Raw genomic sequence first — 17925 nt, forward strand, 5'->3', positions numbered from 1 at the left:
TCGACAACGGCTACCAAATCAATTGGATAGGCAAAATCCCGCGATCACCGCCTCGTTAAAGGGGCAGTGTTCGGGGGTATGCAGCTCGTAAATTTTCGAATGACGAGTGTGGCACGGGAAATCGGTAAGCGGAATGCGGGCAACCCGAAGGGGTCACCCGCATTCAAGCTTTCCTTATTCTGCGATGCTCAAATATTTGCTCAGATGTTCGTTGTTGGGGTTGTCACCCCAGCCTTTGACCTTGTCGGAAACAAGCCAGAGATTGGCATCGTTCATCAGAGGTGCAATTGGTTGATCACGCATGATCAACGCTTCCGCTTCGTGCAGAATCTTGGAACGTGCCGCAGGGTCACGCTCCGCATAGGACTTCTTCATCAACGCATCAAATTCCGGATTTTCATAATGTCCGTAATTGAATGTCTTGTTGGTGCTGACATTGAGGTTGAGGAAGTTTTCAGCATCCGCATAGTCGGCAGTCCAGCCGGCACGTGCTACGTTGAATTTGCCGCCTTCCTGCAAGTAAGCATAATGCGACGAGATATCGAGATTCATCAGCGTTACATTGGCACCAAAGGTCTTCTTCCACATATCGGCAACAGCAGTTGCAACGCGTTCATGGTTCGGATTGGTGTTGTAGCGGATTTCGATATTGAGCTTCTTGCCGCCTTCGCCAAAGCCGGCTTCCTTCATCAACTCGACAGCCTTGTCTTCGCGGTCAAGCTGCGAAAGTCCGGCAAAATCCGCCTTGGAAGGTTCGCCATAGGACTCAAGACCCGGAGGAACGAGTGAATAGACCGGCAGCTTCGTGCCGTCATAAATGTCGTTGGCAAGGAAGTCGCGATCCACGGACATGGAAAGCGCTCGTCGGACGCGCACGTCATTGAATGGCTCTGTACGCGTATCGAAGGGGTAGTAATAGGTCGCAGCCGCTGGAGTAACGTGCACCTGCTTTGGATTTGCCGCGCGAAGACGATCGATCTGGTCGGACGAGAAGTTGTAGACGAGATCGAGTTCGCCAGCTTCGTAGCGGCGGACGTTCGCAGCCTGATCGTCGATCGGGTAGAAGATTACCTTGTCGAGCTTGACGTTGGCCGCATCCCAATAGTTTTCATTCTTCACAACGGTCAGGTGATCGTTTGGAACGTGCTCGGTGAGCTTGAATGCGCCGTTGCCGACCAGCTTGCCCGGTTTGACGAACTCAGCGCCGTTCTTCTCAAAGCTTGCCTTGTTGATGGGCAGAGCAGTCTGGTGGGACAGCAATTCGATGAAGAATGGAGTTGGCTGTTCAAGCGTGATCTCAAGGGTCTTTTCGTCAACGCCTTTTACGCCCAGTTCTTCAATCTTGGCTTCGCCCTTGTTGACCTTCTGCGCATTCTTGATCGGATAAAGAATATTGGCGTAGCCAGCTGCAGTCTTGGGGTCTTCGACGCGTCGCATCGAGAATACGAAGTCTTCAGCCGTTACCGGCGAGCCATCGGACCATTTTGCATCTGCACGAATCTTGAATGTGTATACGAGGCCATCATCGGAAACAGTCCAGCTTTCTGCTGCGCCCGGCACAATTTTGCCATTGGCGTCATATACTGTGAGACCCTCATAAAGGTCCTTGACGATGAACGCTTCGATATCGATCGATGTCTGGGACTGGTCGAGCGTTTGCGGCTCACCGCTATTGCCGCGATGGAGCACTGCCTCGGCCAGAGCCGGGCTTGCACCCAGCATAAGTGAACCGAGCAATAGCGCGGTGCGGAAATTAAGCTTCATTAGGGTCATTTTTCTGTTCCTTCCCCTCTAAGAGAATTGCGAAGGGTTGAACAAATGCCAAAATTTGCCCAAAGGCAAGGAGGCTCCGGCACTTTCGATATAATATTTTAGTGGAATATGGCTGACGGCCACGTCAAAAAATATTGCACTATATGGACCCAGGGGCCATTTTACGCCACTTTTGGGTGTGGATGCGCCAACAAAGCGCGCGAAATAATCTTTCGCGTTTTTGTGGAAAACTCAATCCCGCATACGCGAATAAGCCTCCAATGCCCGGTTTCTGGCAGTTCCATGCTCGACGATAGGTTCGGGATAGTCCTTTCCCAGATCTATATTGGCAGCTTTCAAGGTAGCTGCCGGGGCGGTCCACGGTTTGTGCAGATACTTGTCGGGCAGGTCTTTAAGGATGGGGATGAACTGCCTGACATACCGCCCGTTGGGGTCGAATTTTTCGCCCTGGATGATCGGGTTGAATACACGGAAGTAAGGAGCAGCATCGGCTCCAGATCCGGCCACCCATTGCCAGCTTGCCGCATTGCTGGCCGGGTCCGCATCGACAAGCGTGTCCCAGAACCACTCTTCTCCTTTGCGCCAGTCGATCAGCAGATGCTTGATCAGGAACGAGGCCGCGATCATCCGCACCCGATTATGCATCCAGCCAGTCTGCCAAAGCTGACGCATGCCGGCATCGACAATGGGATAGCCCGTATTGCCCTGTTTCCAGGCATCGAAATGTGAGACCTTCCTGCTCCATTCAAAGCCGTCAAAGGATTTGTTGAAATTCTCCGTGTGAAGCTTCGGATTGTTGAAAAGCAGGTGATAGGAAAACTCCCGCCAGCCAACCTCTTTCAGGAACGTATCCAGACCGCCATTCTGATCTTTTATGGCAGGGGATTTCGATGCATGCCAGATTTGGAATGGCGTGATTTCGCCGTGGGCAAGATGTGGCGACAGACGCGAGGTCGCTTCCGTGCCGGGAATATCGCGACCGTTTTTATAGGATGGCACCCTGTCGTCGAGGAAGTCTGAAAGCTTTTCCCTCGCGCCCTCTTCGCCGGGTGTCCAGTTCTCATCGAATCCTTTTGCCCAATCGGGCTTCGTTGGCAGCAGCGCCCAATCGTCCAGCTCGTCAGAGGTAATGTCGCTTGACCAGTTTCTCAGCTTTTTCGGTTCGGGAACTGGGTTGCGTGGTTCAGGACCATTCAGACAGGCCCGCCAGAAGGGTGTGAAAACGCGGTAGTACCCGCCTGCTCCGGTCTTGAGTTTATAGGGCTCGTGCAACAAATGCCCGTCAAAACTTTCTGCTGTAATCTTTCGTTCGAGCAGTTCCGCTTTGAGTGCGGTATCCACCTCGATGCCTGCAGGATCATATCTGCGGTTCCATAGAACCATGTCGGCCTTGGTATCATCTAGCAGGTTTCTGACGATGGCTTGCGTTGCACCTTTTCGCAGGATCAGCTTCTGGTCCAATTTAGCGAGAGATCGGGTGAGTGAAACCAGTGAGTGATGCAGCCACCATTGACGCGCACCTCCAAGTGGCCGCACGGATTTGCTCGTTTCCTCATCGCGGATAAAGACGGTGATGACAGGCTTACCGGTTTGCGCGGCCGCATAAAGCGCCCTGTTGTCCGCGAGCCGCAAATCATGGCGGAACAGGACGATGACAGGATTTTCCTTCGCATCGTTTTCGTCCTTGCCGATTGTCGTCATCACATATTTCCTCATTGAGGTAGCTGCCAATATACTGAGCGCAGTGCGAACAGCTCTCTTTCTGTGTGTATTGTTTTTGATTGCCGGGCAATCCGCTTTGTAATAAACAAGCAAACATGATTTTTGTTGCCTGTTAATTGCCAATATATTGATATTAAAGAGATTTTTATGCTTAAAGCTGACATGGAAGACCGCAATGGCGGTCCCCCTCATTACAGTGCCTGGCGCGAATATGCGATAATCGCGTTCATTATCGGCCTTTTTGTTGCAGGTGGTGCGTTTTTCTATTGGGGCAAGGACATGCTTCCGGCACTCCAACAATTAACCCAAAACACACCGGCGGCACTGCCCGAAACAGCGCCTGATCCATTGCTTGCCAAATTATATGAGCGTTACGAAATGGAAGCGCTTCCGGCAACATTGGTCAAAAAAGTCCCGATATCCGGCTACATCACAAAGCTTCAGCGCGAGCCTTGTGACTGGAACGTCACCTATGATTTCGCTGTAGCGCTGCAAAAGGCTGGATATAGCCGCGACACGGCCAAAGTGTTTCAGGCATACTCAAACAAATGCAGACCATCCGATGTTGCGCTCTATAATGCAGCAGATGCCCTGTACGGATTGAGCGATTTCGACGGCGCACTCAAGGTGATGGATGACTTGCTTGTCATGTCACCTGATCTGGCGCAGTCCTACTATCTCAAGGCACAAATATTAAGCGATGCAAAGCGTCACAAGGAAGCAATCAACGCATACGAATCCACGATAGGCCTGTCGGATGATCTGACATCAATGAGCGGGGAAGTCTTCCGCCAGATTTCGCTGAGCTATGCGGCACTGGGCGATTATTGCGGCGCCATTACCCCGATCCAGACATGGATATCTATTGATCCCGCAAAGAACGATACGGTGCGGTCTCAGACCATGCTCAAGGACTATACCTCGAAGGGCAAATGTGAACAACGCTATGCAACCGGCAATGACCGCTTTCCCAGCCGGGGCAAGGATGTCATTACTGCCAAGGTCAGCATAAATGGTGTTCCCGGAAACTTCATCGTCGATACGGGTGCCAGCTTTGTGTCTATAAGCAGGGATTTTGCTGCACGTATAAAATTACCTCTTACTGAGGATTATTCGGTGCGCATGCAGACTGCCAACGGCGTTTCCTGGGCTCAACGCAGTTCCGCATCCAAGGTCAAGATCGGTAAAGTGGAAGCCAATGATGTGGCAATGATTGTCATGGCGGACGAGAAAGCGCTGGGCAGCGAGATAGACGGACTTTTGGGCCGCTCCTTCCTTTCCAGATTCAACGTAATTTTCGGTGCAGATGCCTGGGAAATCCAGAGCAAGCAATGACTATTCCGGATTTTGCGTATCACGCAGCAGGGCTTCAAGCGTTTCCAGCCGGTCGGCTTCGATTGGGGGTTTGTCCCAACGCAGACGTGAAATACGCGGGAAGCGCATGGCAACGCCGGACTTGTGCCGTTTGGAACGGTTGAGCCCTTCGAAGGCTACCTCAAGCACCAGCCCATGCTTGGGTTCCGCCCTTACCGAGCGAACAGGCCCGAAGCGCTCGGTCGTGTTGTTTCGCACAAAGGCATCGAGTTGTTTCAGCTCTTCGTCGGTGAAGCCGAAATAGGCCTTGCCCACCGGTACAAGGTGCGGGTCGGTTTCGGGGCCTGTCCAGACTGCAAATGTATAGTCGGAATAATAGCTGGAGCGCTTGCCATGCCCACGCTGCGCATAGACGAGCACCGCATCGATGATGAAGGGATCGCGCTTCCATTTGAACCATGGACCCTTTGGTCGTCCAGGCACATAGGCGGAGGTATATTGCTTCAGCATCAGCCCTTCGATGATGGGATGCGGAGGGTTCTTGCGATAGCGGGCGAGGTCTTCAAAGGTTTCAAAACCTATCAGGGGTGACAGGTCAAAGCGCGTGGGCTCAAGCTGTTTCACAAAAGCTTCCAGCCGCCTGCGGCGTTCGCCAAACGGCAGTGCACGAATGTCTTCCGCACCATCAAACAGCAGATCGTAAACGCGAACAAAGGCTGGATGACTTTCCAGTTGCTTGGCTGAGACAGTCTTGCGATTGAGCCGTTGCTGGAGATCACCAAATGCACCTATTTCCATCTCGGTATCATTGCTGCGTGCTACCAGCAATTCACCGTCCAGCGTGCCTTCAAATGTCATGAAATCGGCAATGTCGGGAAAAGCGTGGGAAATGTCATCGCCCGTTCGCGAATATATGCGGCGCTGGCCCTTCTCCGATGTCAGCTGAACCCTGATACCATCCCACTTCCATTCGGCGGCATATTCTTGCGCATTGATGCGTGCATGGTCCGGCTCCTCAAGCGGGGTCGAAAGCATGACTGGCCGGAAGGGTGCGAGGCTGAGGCTTTCCGGCTTTTCCGCGGTTTTTTCCAGCCATGCAAAGAGTGGCTGATAGGGCGGTGTCAGACCATGCCACAGTTCTTCAATTTCCGTGACATCCACCTCGCCGAACTGTGCCAATGCCTGCTTTGCAAGCCGAGCCGATACACCAATGCGCAGGCCTCCGGTCACCAGTTTCAAGAGAGCATAGCGCGCCGATGCATCAAGCTGATCCAGCCATTTTTCGACCATTCTGACGGCATCACTGCGGGAGGCCCGCTCAAGCGCCGTGACCACATCTCCAAGCGTCGGCACGCTGTTGGAGCGCAAAGGCTCATCCGCTGACCAGACAAGCGAAATGGTTTCGGCAAGATCGCCGACATAATCATAGGAATAGGCGAAAAGCTGCTGATCCATGCGTTCGGCGATAAGAGCGCGGAGCATGGCCGGTTTGACATTGGCAATATTCAGATCGCCGGTAATTGCAGCGAGCGCCAGCCCGCGATCGGGATCGGGCGTATCGCGGAAATAGTCAGCCAGAAGTTTCAGCTTTCCATTGCGAGCGGGCGTCAGGACAAGGCGGTCGAGAAGTGCGGCAAACTCTTCCATCAATCGCCCTCATCTTCATAGCCGACGAGATGCAGCGGACGGGCCGCATATCCATTGAGATCACACCAGCGGACAAGAGCTTCCTCGCGGCCATGCGTGGCCCAGACTTGCGAGGGATGAAGCTCGGTGATGGTGTCTGTCAGTTCATCCCAGTCGCAATGATCGGAAAGTATGATCGGAAGTTCGACACCGCCTTGGCGTGCGCGCTGGCGAATACGCATCCAGCCGGAAGCGAAACATGAAACGGGATCAGGGAACCGCCGGGCCCACCTGTCGAGAAAGGCGGAAGGCGGACCCACCACGATCGCGCCGGCAAAATCTGCCACACTGCCCTTTTCAATTGTTGCCGGGGCCAGCGGACCGAGTTTTATGCCTTGCGTTTCGTAATAGTCACAGAGCTTTGCCAGTGCACCGTGAATGTAAATCGTGCGGTCATATCCGGCATCGCGCAGCAGGCGTATGACGCGTTGTGCCTTACCGAGCGCATAAGCGCCGACGAGATGCGAGCGCTCCGGAAACTGCTCGACTGATTTGAGCAGCTTGGCGATTTCATCGCGGCTGTTTGGGTGGCGAAACACCGGCAAGGCGAATGTGGCTTCGGTGATGAAGACATCGCAGGCCACGGGTTCGAAGCCGAGGCATGTCGGGTCAGCGCGGCGTTTGTAATCACCCGACGCAACGATGCGCATGCCTTCTTTTTCTACGGCAATTTGGGCAGAGCCAAGCACATGCCCGGCTGGATGAAAGCTGATGGTGACACCATTAACCTCTGTTGATTTGCCAAGCTCCGCTGTCTGGGTCTCCTCGGCAAAGTCGGCTCCATAGCGCAGCGCCATGATATCGAGCGTCTGCTGTGTGGCCATGACCTTGCGATGGCCGGAACGCGCATGATCCGAGTGGCCGTGGGTGATAAGCGCGCGGTCAACAGGGCGGATGGGATCAATGTAGAAATCACCCGCTGGCGAATAGAGACCGGCAGGCGTGGATCGCAAGAGCTCTTCCGGACGTTTCAACAAACTGCGTTCTCCGTTCCCGTGTTCATCAAATGCTCGGTGCAGTGAATATTTTTAGCCCACTGCATCAACTGTGTGCGTGGTTCGACGGGGCTCACCATGAGGAAGGTAGAGAGTTGCATCAGTACCGACGCCCTGTACACCGTGGCTCCATGCAATCATCAATTTTCCTCATGGTGAGCCCCGTCGAACCACGCACAGAGGGCATTGCAAACCACCCTCACCAACGCGGTGCAACAAGCAACACGTACCATGAACGAAGATAGGTCACATTTGGCTCCACGCAATCCTTGTAAATGTCAGTTGGCATCAAAGAAAACTTGGCGCGGTTACAATGGATCATTACATTGACCGTAGTGAGCATCAGCAACGCACCCATTGCCGATTCCGGCGCAACTCTTTTACCACCGCTTTTTCTGAACTGGTTTCAGGCAAAGGGCTGGTCGCCGCGCGCGCACCAACTGCAATTGCTTGAGCAAGCGCAGGCTGGAAATTCAGCCCTTTTGATCGCGCCTACGGGTGCGGGCAAAACATTGGCGGGCTTTCTTCCCACCTTGGTCGATCTGGCCCAGCGCGGCAAAAGCAACGCCCCAAGCCGGGGCATTCACACGCTTTATATTTCACCGCTGAAAGCACTTGCTGTTGATATCCAGCGCAACCTTGCCAAGCCAATTGAGGAAATGGGGCTCAATGTAACCCTTGAGACGCGCACAGGCGATACGCCCGCCTATAAACGGCAGCGGCAGAAGCTGGCACCGCCGGATATATTGCTGACAACGCCGGAGCAATTGGCGCTGTTGATTGCAAGCAAAGATGCAGGGCGTTTTTTTGAAGATTTGCGTTTTGTCATTTTCGATGAGCTGCATTCACTCGTCACATCAAAACGCGGCTATCTCCTCTCTCTTGGTTTGGCACGCTTGCGCCGCCTGCAACCGGGGGTGCAAACCATCGGCTTGTCTGCCACAGTGGCCGAGCCTGATGAACTGCGCGGCTGGCTTGTGCCGCAAACAGGTGGTTCCGCTTTGGCCAGTCTTGTCAAAGTCGAAGGTGGAGCCAAGCCGCACATCACGATTCTGGAAACGGAAGACCGTGTTCCGTGGGCGGGGCACTCGGCGGTCTATGCCTTGCCGGGTATTTACGAAGCGATCAAACGTCACGCTACGACGCTGATATTCGTCAACACGCGCAGTCAGGCGGAGCGGCTGTTTCACGATCTGTGGATGGCGAATGATGATAATCTGGCGATTGCGCTGCATCACGGCTCGCTTGATGTCAGCAAGCGCCGCAAGGTTGAGCAGGCCATGGCTGCAAATGCCTTGCGCGCGGTGGTTGCAACCTCAACACTTGACCTTGGTATCGACTGGGGTGATGTTGATCTTGTCATACACGTGGGTGCGCCTAAGGGTGCCAGCCGTCTGGCGCAACGTATAGGACGCTCCAATCACCGCATGGATGAACCATCGCGTGCGATACTCGTTCCGGCCAATCGCTTCGAGGTCATGGAATGTCAGGCCGCGCTTGATGCAAACTATATCGGTGCGCAGGATACCCCGCCATTGGGCGAAGGTTCGCTGGACGTGCTGGCGCAGCATGTGCTTGGCATGGCCTGTGCCGAGCCATTTCAGGCAGATGATCTTTACGCCGAAGTGAGGACCGCCCTGCCCTATGCCGCTTTGCCGCGCGATACATTCGACCGTATCATCGAGTTTGTGGCGACGGGTGGATACGCGCTGAAAAGCTATGAGCGGTTTGCGAAAATACGCCAGACGGCAGATGGTTCATGGCGGGTTACGCATCCGCGTATTGCCCAGCAGTACCGCTTGAATGTCGGCACGATCATCGAAGCTCCCTCGCTGAATGTGCGGCTGACGCGGCAGCGCGGCAAGGGTGCAAATGCCCGTGGCGGTCCGGTTCTGGGCAAGGTCGAAGAGCATTTCCTGGAAGCGCTTACACCCGGCGATACGTTTTTCTTTTCCGGGCGCGTCCTGCGCTTTGAAGGTATTCGCGAGAATGAATGCATCGTTTCCAACGCGGAAGGCTTTGACGCCAAGATACCCTCCTATGCGGGAGGAAAGTTTCCGCTGACCACCTATCTGGCCGATCAGGTGCGAAGCATGCTGGCCGACCCGGCCCGCTGGGGCGCCCTGCCCGACCAGGTGAGCGACTGGCTGCGCATCCAGAAAGAGAAATCGGTATTGCCGCAACCGGGTAGTCTTCTGGTGGAAACCTTCCCGCGTGGCGAACGCTCCTACATGGTCATCTATCCGTTTGAAGGCAGGCTGGCACACCAGACGCTGGGCATGCTGCTGACGCGGCGGCTGGAGCGGGCGAAGGCGCGGCCACTCGGCTTCATTGCGACTGACTATGCGCTGTCGATCTGGGGCCTGCGCGATATGGGCCGTATGTTCAAAAAGGGGGAATTGCCGCTTTCGGAACTTTTTGACGAAGATATGCTTGGTGATGATCTGGAGGCATGGCTTTCGGAAAGCTTCATGCTGAAGCGTACCTTTCGCAATTGCGCGCTGATTTCCGGCCTTGTTGAAAAACGTCACCCCGGACAGGAAAAGACCGGGCGGCAGGTCACGGTTTCAACCGATCTGATTTACGACGTGCTGCGTGAACACGAGCCGGACCACATTCTTATCCAGGCAACGCGCGCCGATGCGGCGACCGGACTTCTGGACATTCGCCGTCTCAGCGATATGCTAAGCCGAATCAAAGGCCATATCGTTCACAAGGATCTGGACCAGATTTCGCCGCTTGCCGTTCCGGTGATGATGGAAATTGGCAAGGAACGTGTACCCGGCGAAGCACATGAAACGCTGCTGGAAGAAATCGCCGACGAGTTGACTAGAGAAATGTCAGACCATTCATGAATCTGGTATCGCAAATAACCAAAACGATGTTGCATGGCGCGGCGGAAATGGTCGTCGCCGGGCATAGATGCGTTTGCGATCCTTCCGGTGCCATGTATCTGGAAGATGACCGTATACTCGTCGTTTCGGACCTGCATTTCGAAAAGGGCTCATCCTTTGCGCGGCGCGGCATGCTGCTGCCGCCCTATGACACGGCAAACACTCTTGCAGCCTTGGGAAGAGTTATCGCGCGCTACAACCCCGCCAGCGTGATCAGCCTTGGCGACAGCTTCCATGATGGTCAGGCTGCCGCGCGTTTGCCGGAGCAATATGCGTCAGCGCTTGGCCAGTTGATGGCCGGCCGCGAATGGATATGGATTACGGGCAACCATGACCCTGAGCACCCCGCTGACCTGCCGGGCGAAACATTTACCGAACTTGCATTCGGCAATCTCGTTTTCCGGCACGAGCCATCGAAAAAGCCATGCTCAGGAGAAATTGCTGGTCATCTGCATCCGGCTGCCAAAGTCGTCCGGCGCGGGCAGGCAGTGCAACGCCGCTGCTTTGTCAGCGACCAAACACGCATGATCATGCCAGCCTTCGGCGCTTATACGGGCGGCATGAATATCCTCAGCCGGCCGTTTCACGGGCTTTTCGACGCGCAGGCCATCATGGCCTATATGCTTGGCAGCAAGCGGGTCTATCCCATGACCGCCAAGACTCTTTATATTTGATCAGCAGCATAATTGAAAAAACAGAGCACCTGCATTATATGTGATGCGTGATGACTGATGCGTGATGTGGGTGACGAGATGCGAACGACACTGGCTATAGATGATGATGTGCTTGCTGCGGCGAAAGGGTTGGCCGCGAGACAGCACAAGACTGTCGGAGAAGTGATTTCGACACTCGCCCGTCAATCGCTTCAGGCTCCGGGCTCAGGGAAAAGCAAGCGAAATGGCGTGCCTTTATTGAGTGTAAAAGACACGACGCCAGTTACGATGGAACTCGTAAACCAGCTTCGCGATGAACTTCCCTGATGACCTTTCTACTCGACGTCAATGTGCTGATTGCCTTGTTTGATCCCGTACACGTTCACCACGATGCTGCGCACGAGTGGTTTGACCGCGTAGGTAAGATGTCTTGGGCAACGTGCCCGCTAACTGAAAATGGAGTGCTGAGGATTATTGGCAATCCGCGCTATCCAAATACCCCCGGCACACCAGCGACGGTGATGACCTTGCTTTCAGGTCTGGTATCTTTGCCCGGCCATATCTTCTGGCCAGACGATATTAGCCTTGTGAACTCTGATCAGATAGATGCAACGCGGCTCCTAAGCTCAAGCCAAATTACGGATACTTATCTGCTTGCGCTTGCTAAAACCCATGGCGGACAACTAGCGACATTCGATCGTCGCCTTGTTACGGACGGCGTGCAGGGAGGTAAAGACAGCCTCCATTTGATTGGCCTCTAGCTCAGCTCTTCAGGCGATAACCTGTCTTGAAGATCCACCGCAGTATCAGCATGCAGGCGATGAGGAACACGGCTGTCATCGCAAGGCTTGTGCCGATGTGGACGTCCGATTGGCCGTAGAAGCTCCAGCGAAAACCGCTGATGAGATAAACAACGGGGTTGAAAAGCGTAACGGTTCGCCAGAAATCCGGCAGCATGTCGATTGAGTAAAAACTGCCTCCGAGGAATGTCAGTGGCGTGACGATCATGAGCGGCACAAGTTGCAGCTTTTCAAAACCATCAGCCCATATGCCGATGATAAAGCCGAACATGCTGAATGTGACCGCTGTCAGAACGAGAAACAGCAGCATGATGAACGGGTGTTCGATACGCAGCGGCACGAACAGAGCAGCAGTGGCGAGGATGATCAGCCCAAGTATGATGGACTTCGTTGCCGCAGCGCCGACATAGGCTATGACAATTTCCACATAGGAAACCGGAGCCGAGAGCAGCTCGTAAATTGTGCCGACAAATTTCGGGAAATAGATACCGAACGAAGCATTGGATATGCTTTGCGTCAGAAGCGACAGCATGATCAGACCGGGGACGATGAATGCGCCATAACTGATGCCGTTGATTTCCGGAATCCTTCCGCCGATGGCGGAGCCGAACACGACAAAGTAAAGACTGGTCGATATGACAGGTGAAATGACGCTCTGCATGATCGTGCGCCATGTACGGTGCATTTCGAAAAGATAGATTGCCTTGACCGCATAAAGATTCATTTGCGTTCTCTCACCAGGCTCACGAAGATTTCTTCAAGCGAGCTTTCCTTGGTCTGAATATCGTTGAAGCGGACTGCAGCCTTGTCGAGATCCTTGAGTAAGGATGTTATGCCGGTTCGCTCTTTCTGGGTGTCGTAGGTGTAAACCAGCTCGCCGCCATCTTGCGACAGTTCAAGCTCATATTTCGCCAGTCCTTCAGGAATGTCCTGCCGCGTTTCAGAGAGCTTGAGGCGTAGCTGCTTTTTGCCGAGCGAGCGCATCAGCTCATCCTTCTCTTCGATCAGGATGATTTCGCCGTGATTGATGACGCCGATACGATCGGCCATCTGCTGAGCTTCTTCAATGTAGTGGGTTGTCAGGATGATTGTGACGCCAGACTCCCGCAATGCCCGCACCACATTCCACATATCGCGCCGCAACTCGACATCAACGCCAGCTGTGGGCTCGTCAAGGAACAGGATTTCAGGTTCGTGCGACAATGCCTTGGCGATCATGACGCGGCGTTTCATGCCCCCGGAAAGGGTCATGATCTTTGAATCCTTCTTCTCCCAAAGCGACAATTCCTTGAGAATCTTTTCGATATGAGCCGGGTTGGCAGGCTTGCCGAAGAGACCCCGGCTGAAGCTGACTGTCGCCCAGACGGTCTCGAAAGAGTCTGTCGTCAGTTCTTGCGGGACAAGGCCGATCTTGGTGCGCGATGCCCGATATTCCTTGATGATGTCATGGCCATCGGCCAGAATTGTGCCCGAGGTCGGGTTGACGATACCGCAGATGATACTGATCAGCGTCGTCTTGCCCGCGCCATTCGGGCCGAGCAGCGCGAATATCTCGCCGTGACGTATATCAAGATTGATATTCTTCAGCGCCTGAAAACCGGATTCATAGGTCTTGTTGAGGCTGGTGACGGAAATTGCTGAGGACATGATTTTATCCGGAAAGAACTTTGTACGATCTGTTCTGCAAAGCAAACCAGATCGCCCGATGCGGAGCATCTGAGGAACGATGTTCCTTATATGGTGATAAAAGCGGAAATTCAAACCACCATCATGACAAATGGCGTCAGGAGGTCAGGTTCGCCCTCCTGAGCTTGTCGAAGGGCGAACCACGCACTCTCTAGGATCTGTCCATTCAGGCCTTGGCGGTCTCGCCCCGGACTTCCCGCATACTTGGCAGGAAAATCGTCAGCAATCCGAGGAATGGCAAATAGGCGCAGACAGCATACACAAAGTCGATGCCCTTGATATCGGCAACAAAACCCAGAACAGCTGCCGCAATGCCGGCCATGCCAAATGCAAACCCGAAGAAAATACCGGCAATCATTCCAACCCGGCCCGGAACCAGTTCCTGAGCGAACACAACGATGGCAGGAAAGGCGGACGAGAGAATAAAGCCGATGATGACTGTCAGCACGCCCGTCCAGAACAGGCTGGCATAGGGCATCATCAGGGTAAATGGCAGGACGCCAAGAATGGAGAACCAGATCACCGCCTTTGTGCCGATCTTGTCGCCAATGGGTCCACCGAGCACTGTGCCCAAGGCAGCCGCGCCGAGGAACAGGAACAACATCATTTGCGACTGCTGTACCGTGATCGCGAACTTGTGGATGACATAGAAGGTGTAATAGCTGGAGATACTGGCCAGATAGATATTCTTGGTGAAGACCAGCAAGGTGAGGATTATCAGCGATGTGATGACCTTGCCGCGTGGCAGCTTCAAGACCCGGCTCGCAGCTGGCTTGTTCGCATTCGCGGCGCGGTAACGCTGATACCAGTTGCCGACCTGATAAAGGATGATCATGCCGACAAGAGCGGCGGCCGAAAACCAGGCAATGCTTTGCTGACCGCGTGGCAAAACGATGAATGCTGCCAGCAATGGACCAAGCGCCGTGCCGAAATTTCCGCCAACCTGAAAGAAGGATTGGGCCAGTCCATGCCGTCCACCTGATGCCAGACGGGCAACGCGCGACGATTCCGGATGGAATATCGAAGAACCAATGCCAATGAACGCAGCACCGGCAAGCAGCATCGCATAATGGGTGGCTATGGAGAGAATGCCGAGACCTACCAGCGAAAACGCCATCCCGACAGGCAACGAATAGGGCATGGGGTGCTTGTCGGTATAAGTACCTACGATTGGTTGCAGCAGCGATGCCGTGACCTGAAAGGTCAATGTCAGAAAACCGATCTGCTTGAAATTGAGGCCATAATTCTCTTTCAGCATCGGATAGATGGCCGCAAGAAGCGACTGCATCATGTCATTGAGCAGGTGACAGAAACTGACGGCAAAAATGATTGCAAAGACGGTTGTTTCAGCGGAAGAACGCTGCGCAGGCATAGCTGTGTCGGTCATAGGAACAGTCCATCGAGATTCGAGCAAGAGGCAGTTATCCGACGCCTCAACCAATCCTCATATAGAAGTTGTATGACACCTGCTTTCGTGGTTTGGTCCATTTCTTTCGCGAGTGGGCCAAATGCACTTCTGCCCGGTATTCCGGGCCAGGATTTGCGGGGGATATCAGATGCCGCCATCGCGCCGATACAAGTTGTATTCGAAGCCGATATGACGTTGAGTGGCTACAGCTTATTGGGGAGTGATGAGCATCCTTTCGCGCTGTACTGACGTGTAAAGGGAGGAAGTATTCGAGGGGGAACCATGGAAGATAATCTGGCGCTGACAATATTCTTGCCCGTGTCACTGGGTGTCATCATGCTTGGGCTGGGACTGGCCCTGACATCAAAAGATTTTCACAATGTGCTCAAGGCGCCGAAAGCGGTTCTTGTGGCACTTTTCTGCCAGACATTCATTCTGCCGCTTGCCTGCCTTGGTCTTGTTTACCTGTTCAATCTTGAACCAGCGCTCGCAGTCGGGATGATGTTGCTGGCGGCAAGCCCGGGCGGTACTTCCGCCAATCTCTACAGCCATCTTGCGGGTGGGGATGTGGCACTGAATATCTCTCTGACAGCTGTGAATTCCGCGCTTTCCATCATCACGCTGCCGTTGATTGTAAATTGGTCTCTGGCGCATTTCTTTTCTGAAGGACAAGCAATCCCGCTGCAGTTCTCCAAGGTGATACAGGTATTCGTCATTGTGCTTGGGCCGGTGATTATCGGCATGTGGCTGCGCCACCGTTATCCGGATTTTGCCAAGAGGATGGAGCGTCCCGTCAAAACTTTGTCCCTTATCTTCCTGTTGCTGGTCGTTCTTGTAGCGCTCGTACAGGAATGGGAGACATTGCGGATCTGGGCTCCAATCGTCGGGCTTGCCGCTCTAGCCTTCAATCTGGTCAGTCTGGCTGTCGGCTATTTTGTGCCAAGGACGGTCGGTATCGATAATCGGCAAGCCACGGCAATCGGGATGGAGATAGGCATTCACAATGGTACGCTTGCCATCGCCATTGCACTCAGCCCCTTCCTGCTGAACAACCCGACCATGGCGGTGCCTGCAGCAATTTACGGGCTGATCGCCTTTATTACGGCAGCGCTCTTCGGCTACTGGCTGAAGACGAGGGGCGCAGCTCATATATAAACATTGAGTAGCGTCAGCTTTCGTGATTTGGTTCATTTCTTACGAGAGTGAGCCAAATTCATGCGCTACAAGACTTTTCCGGGCACAGCCTCTACCGCACTGGAGCTGGAGAACCTCCACCAGTTGCGGCTGACATGGCTGGACCAGACGGAAGGCGATGTGCTCGCGCTGGCAACCGCATACCCCGCCGGGCAGCACATTCCCCATCATCATCACAATCAATCACAGTTGCTGCATGCAGTGTGCGGGGTCGTGATGGTTACGACGAAGTTCGGGCGATGGATGGTGCCTCCGCATCATGCCCTGTGGCTGCCAGCGGGCATTGAACATGCTGTCGACATGTTCGGTGATGTATCCATGCATTCAATCTATGTGCGGCCGGAATCGGTCGATGGGCTAAAGGACCACTTGCATGTGGTCGGCCTGACACCGCTCATGGACAATCTTATCCGCGAAGCCGTGAACCTGCCAGCAAATGCTGCTGCCAACACGCGCGCGGCGTTTGTGATGGGGTTGTTGCTGCATGAGATACCAAATCTGCCCGAACGCCCTCTGGGACTGCCCTTTCCGACAGATCGCCGGTTGGCGGCGCTTTGCCATGATTTTCTCAAAGCCCCCTCGCCGCACACGAATATAGATCATTGGGCCGATGAGCTTGGCATGAGCAGGCGCACTTTCACCAGAGTGTTCCGGCGTGAAACAGGCATAAGCCTTTCCACATGGCGGCAGCAGGCATGTCTGCTTGCGGCCTTGCCGCGCCTGACCGAGGGTGAGCAGGTGACCAGTGTTGCGCTTGACCTCGGCTACAATAGTGTTCCGGCCTTTACCACCATGTTCAAACGAATGCTGGGAACCGCGCCGCGCAGCTATCTCTATGCGGGTACCTGATTCAGCCGAGCTTGATGAGGGTTTTACCTGCAGAGCGGCCCTTGCGGCTTTGTTCAACCGTCTCGGGCACCTCGTCGAGAGAGATGACCTTGTCTACAGGAACAATGACGCCGCCTTTCACCACATGATCCACCAGACGATCCAGAAGTTCATGATCCGCTGACAGTTCAAAATTTCCGCCTTTCAGCGAAAGCTTCTGCAATTCGGAATCATTGGCGACGAACGCGGTTGTGAAAGCCGTACCGCCTTTCCTGACCTGCGAGGCAAGAGCAGAGAATTCCGCTGCATCGCTCATCAGGTCGATCAACCCGTCAATGCCTTCCGGGTAAAGTTGGCGCAGCTGTTCTGAGACGGCAGAGGACGTGTGATCAATCGTGGCAGTCGCTCCAAACTCACTCATATGCGCGGCTTTGGCGGCGCGAGCCGTTGCAATAACCTTGAGTCCCAAAGTAGAGGCCAGCTGAACTGCAAAGGAGCCCACTCCGCCGGTTGCGCCGACGATCAGCACGGTCGATCCCTTTGGCAGTTCCAGTTGTTCAATCATCTGGAGTGCGGTCATACCGGCAGTGGGAAGTGCTGCGGCCTGAAGAATATCCAAGGTGCCAGGCAATTTCTTCAACAGATTGGAGGCGGGAACGCGGGCATATTCCGCATAGGGGCCTTCGCCGAGCGGCATATGCAGGAACTGGCCGAATATCGTATCGCCAGCGGAAAAATTGGTAACGTCCGCGCCGCAGGATTCAACGATACCGGCAGCATCATTGCCAAGCACCAGAGGAAAGACATGAGGTGCCTTACCCTCTAGAATTCCATCAGCCACTTTCCAGTCAAACGGATTGATGGCGGCCACGAGTATCTTGACGAGTATCTGGTCATTCTTGGGCTGAGGTTTAGTAACCTCAATGAGTTCCACTTTCGCGCCAAATGACGGGACGGCTGCAGCACGCATAG

At 54.2% G+C, this 17925-nt stretch carries 15 protein-coding genes; 7 read left to right on the forward strand and 8 right to left on the reverse strand.

Features of this window, described 5'->3' with window-relative positions:
- Nucleotides 1-174: 174 nt before the first annotated feature.
- Both PMI41_RS15355 and PMI41_RS15360 read right to left on the reverse strand, forming a co-directional pair.
- A complete protein-coding gene (locus PMI41_RS15355) occupies nt 175-1773 on the reverse strand; it encodes a peptide ABC transporter substrate-binding protein (protein ID WP_008126338.1) in 1599 nt (532 codons plus the stop codon).
- Nucleotides 1774-2004: 231 nt separating this feature from the next.
- Complete coding sequence (locus tag PMI41_RS15360; protein ID WP_008126340.1) at nt 2005-3474, reverse strand: deoxyribodipyrimidine photo-lyase; 1470 nt, start codon at nt 3472-3474, stop codon at nt 2005-2007.
- A 168-nt stretch (nt 3475-3642) separates the two neighbouring features.
- Here PMI41_RS15360 and PMI41_RS24320 point away from each other — a divergent pair, with 168 nt between their 5' ends.
- Nucleotides 3643-4830: a TIGR02281 family clan AA aspartic protease gene (locus PMI41_RS24320; RefSeq protein ID WP_008126343.1), complete on the forward strand. Its 1188-nt coding sequence runs from the start codon at nt 3643-3645 to the stop codon at nt 4828-4830.
- On the opposite strand, the gene PMI41_RS15370 is transcribed toward PMI41_RS24320, so the two are convergent.
- Nucleotides 4831-6456, reverse strand: coding sequence for a cisplatin damage response ATP-dependent DNA ligase (locus PMI41_RS15370; protein WP_008126345.1), 1626 nt, complete (start codon nt 6454-6456; stop codon nt 4831-4833). It lies immediately after the preceding gene.
- On the reverse strand, nt 6456-7469 hold the full coding sequence (locus PMI41_RS15375) for a ligase-associated DNA damage response exonuclease (RefSeq protein WP_040855336.1): 1014 nt from the start codon (nt 7467-7469) through the stop codon (nt 6456-6458). The genes PMI41_RS15370 and PMI41_RS15375 overlap by 1 nt, the downstream gene beginning before the upstream one ends.
- Before the next feature lie 356 nt (nt 7470-7825).
- Here PMI41_RS15375 and PMI41_RS15380 point away from each other — a divergent pair, with 356 nt between their 5' ends.
- The 4 genes from PMI41_RS15380 (at nt 7826) to PMI41_RS15395 (ending at nt 11798) form a co-directional block, all read left to right on the forward strand.
- The gene (locus PMI41_RS15380; protein ID WP_040855340.1) at nt 7826-10345 is read left to right on the forward strand and encodes a ligase-associated DNA damage response DEXH box helicase; all 2520 of its coding nucleotides are present in this window, start codon (nt 7826-7828) and stop codon (nt 10343-10345) included.
- A 26-nt stretch (nt 10346-10371) separates the two neighbouring features.
- A complete protein-coding gene (gene pdeM, locus PMI41_RS15385) occupies nt 10372-11058 on the forward strand; it encodes a ligase-associated DNA damage response endonuclease PdeM (RefSeq protein WP_244423957.1) in 687 nt (228 codons plus the stop codon).
- A 78-nt stretch (nt 11059-11136) separates the two neighbouring features.
- On the forward strand, nt 11137-11364 hold the full coding sequence (locus tag PMI41_RS15390; protein ID WP_193372099.1) for a CopG family transcriptional regulator: 228 nt from the start codon (nt 11137-11139) through the stop codon (nt 11362-11364).
- Entirely contained in the window at nt 11364-11798 is a 435-nt protein-coding gene (locus PMI41_RS15395; RefSeq protein ID WP_008126351.1) for a TA system VapC family ribonuclease toxin, read from the forward strand. Before PMI41_RS15390 ends, PMI41_RS15395 begins: the two co-directional genes overlap by 1 nt.
- A gap of 1 nt (nt 11799) precedes the next feature.
- On the opposite strand, the gene PMI41_RS15400 is transcribed toward PMI41_RS15395, so the two are convergent.
- The 3 genes from PMI41_RS15400 to PMI41_RS15410 form a co-directional block, all read right to left on the reverse strand.
- Nucleotides 11800-12561: an ABC transporter permease gene (locus tag PMI41_RS15400; RefSeq protein WP_008126353.1), complete on the reverse strand. Its 762-nt coding sequence runs from the start codon at nt 12559-12561 to the stop codon at nt 11800-11802.
- Complete coding sequence (locus PMI41_RS15405) at nt 12558-13484, reverse strand: ABC transporter ATP-binding protein (protein ID WP_008126354.1); 927 nt, start codon at nt 13482-13484, stop codon at nt 12558-12560. Before PMI41_RS15405 ends, PMI41_RS15400 begins: the two co-directional genes overlap by 4 nt.
- A gap of 205 nt (nt 13485-13689) precedes the next feature.
- Nucleotides 13690-14910, reverse strand: coding sequence for an MFS transporter (locus PMI41_RS15410; RefSeq protein WP_008126355.1), 1221 nt, complete (start codon nt 14908-14910; stop codon nt 13690-13692).
- 303 nt (nt 14911-15213) lie between these two features.
- Between PMI41_RS15410 and PMI41_RS15420 the strand changes: the two genes are divergently transcribed.
- Nucleotides 15214-16086 (forward strand): bile acid:sodium symporter family protein, encoded by an 873-nt coding sequence (locus tag PMI41_RS15420; protein ID WP_008126357.1) that lies wholly within the window; start codon nt 15214-15216, stop codon nt 16084-16086.
- 60 nt (nt 16087-16146) lie between these two features.
- Nucleotides 16147-16974 carry a helix-turn-helix transcriptional regulator gene (locus PMI41_RS15425; protein WP_008126358.1) on the forward strand — a complete coding sequence of 276 codons (828 nt, stop codon included), beginning with the start codon at nt 16147-16149 and terminating at the stop codon, nt 16972-16974.
- Nucleotide 16975: 1 nt separating this feature from the next.
- Here PMI41_RS15425 and PMI41_RS15430 read toward each other — a convergent pair whose 3' ends face one another.
- A complete protein-coding gene (locus tag PMI41_RS15430; RefSeq protein ID WP_008126359.1) occupies nt 16976-17923 on the reverse strand; it encodes an NADP-dependent oxidoreductase in 948 nt (315 codons plus the stop codon).
- Between the last annotated feature and the right edge of the window lie 2 nt (nt 17924-17925).

This window comes from Phyllobacterium sp. YR531, from assembly GCF_000282595.1.
Classification (GTDB): Bacteria; Pseudomonadota; Alphaproteobacteria; order Rhizobiales; family Rhizobiaceae; genus Phyllobacterium.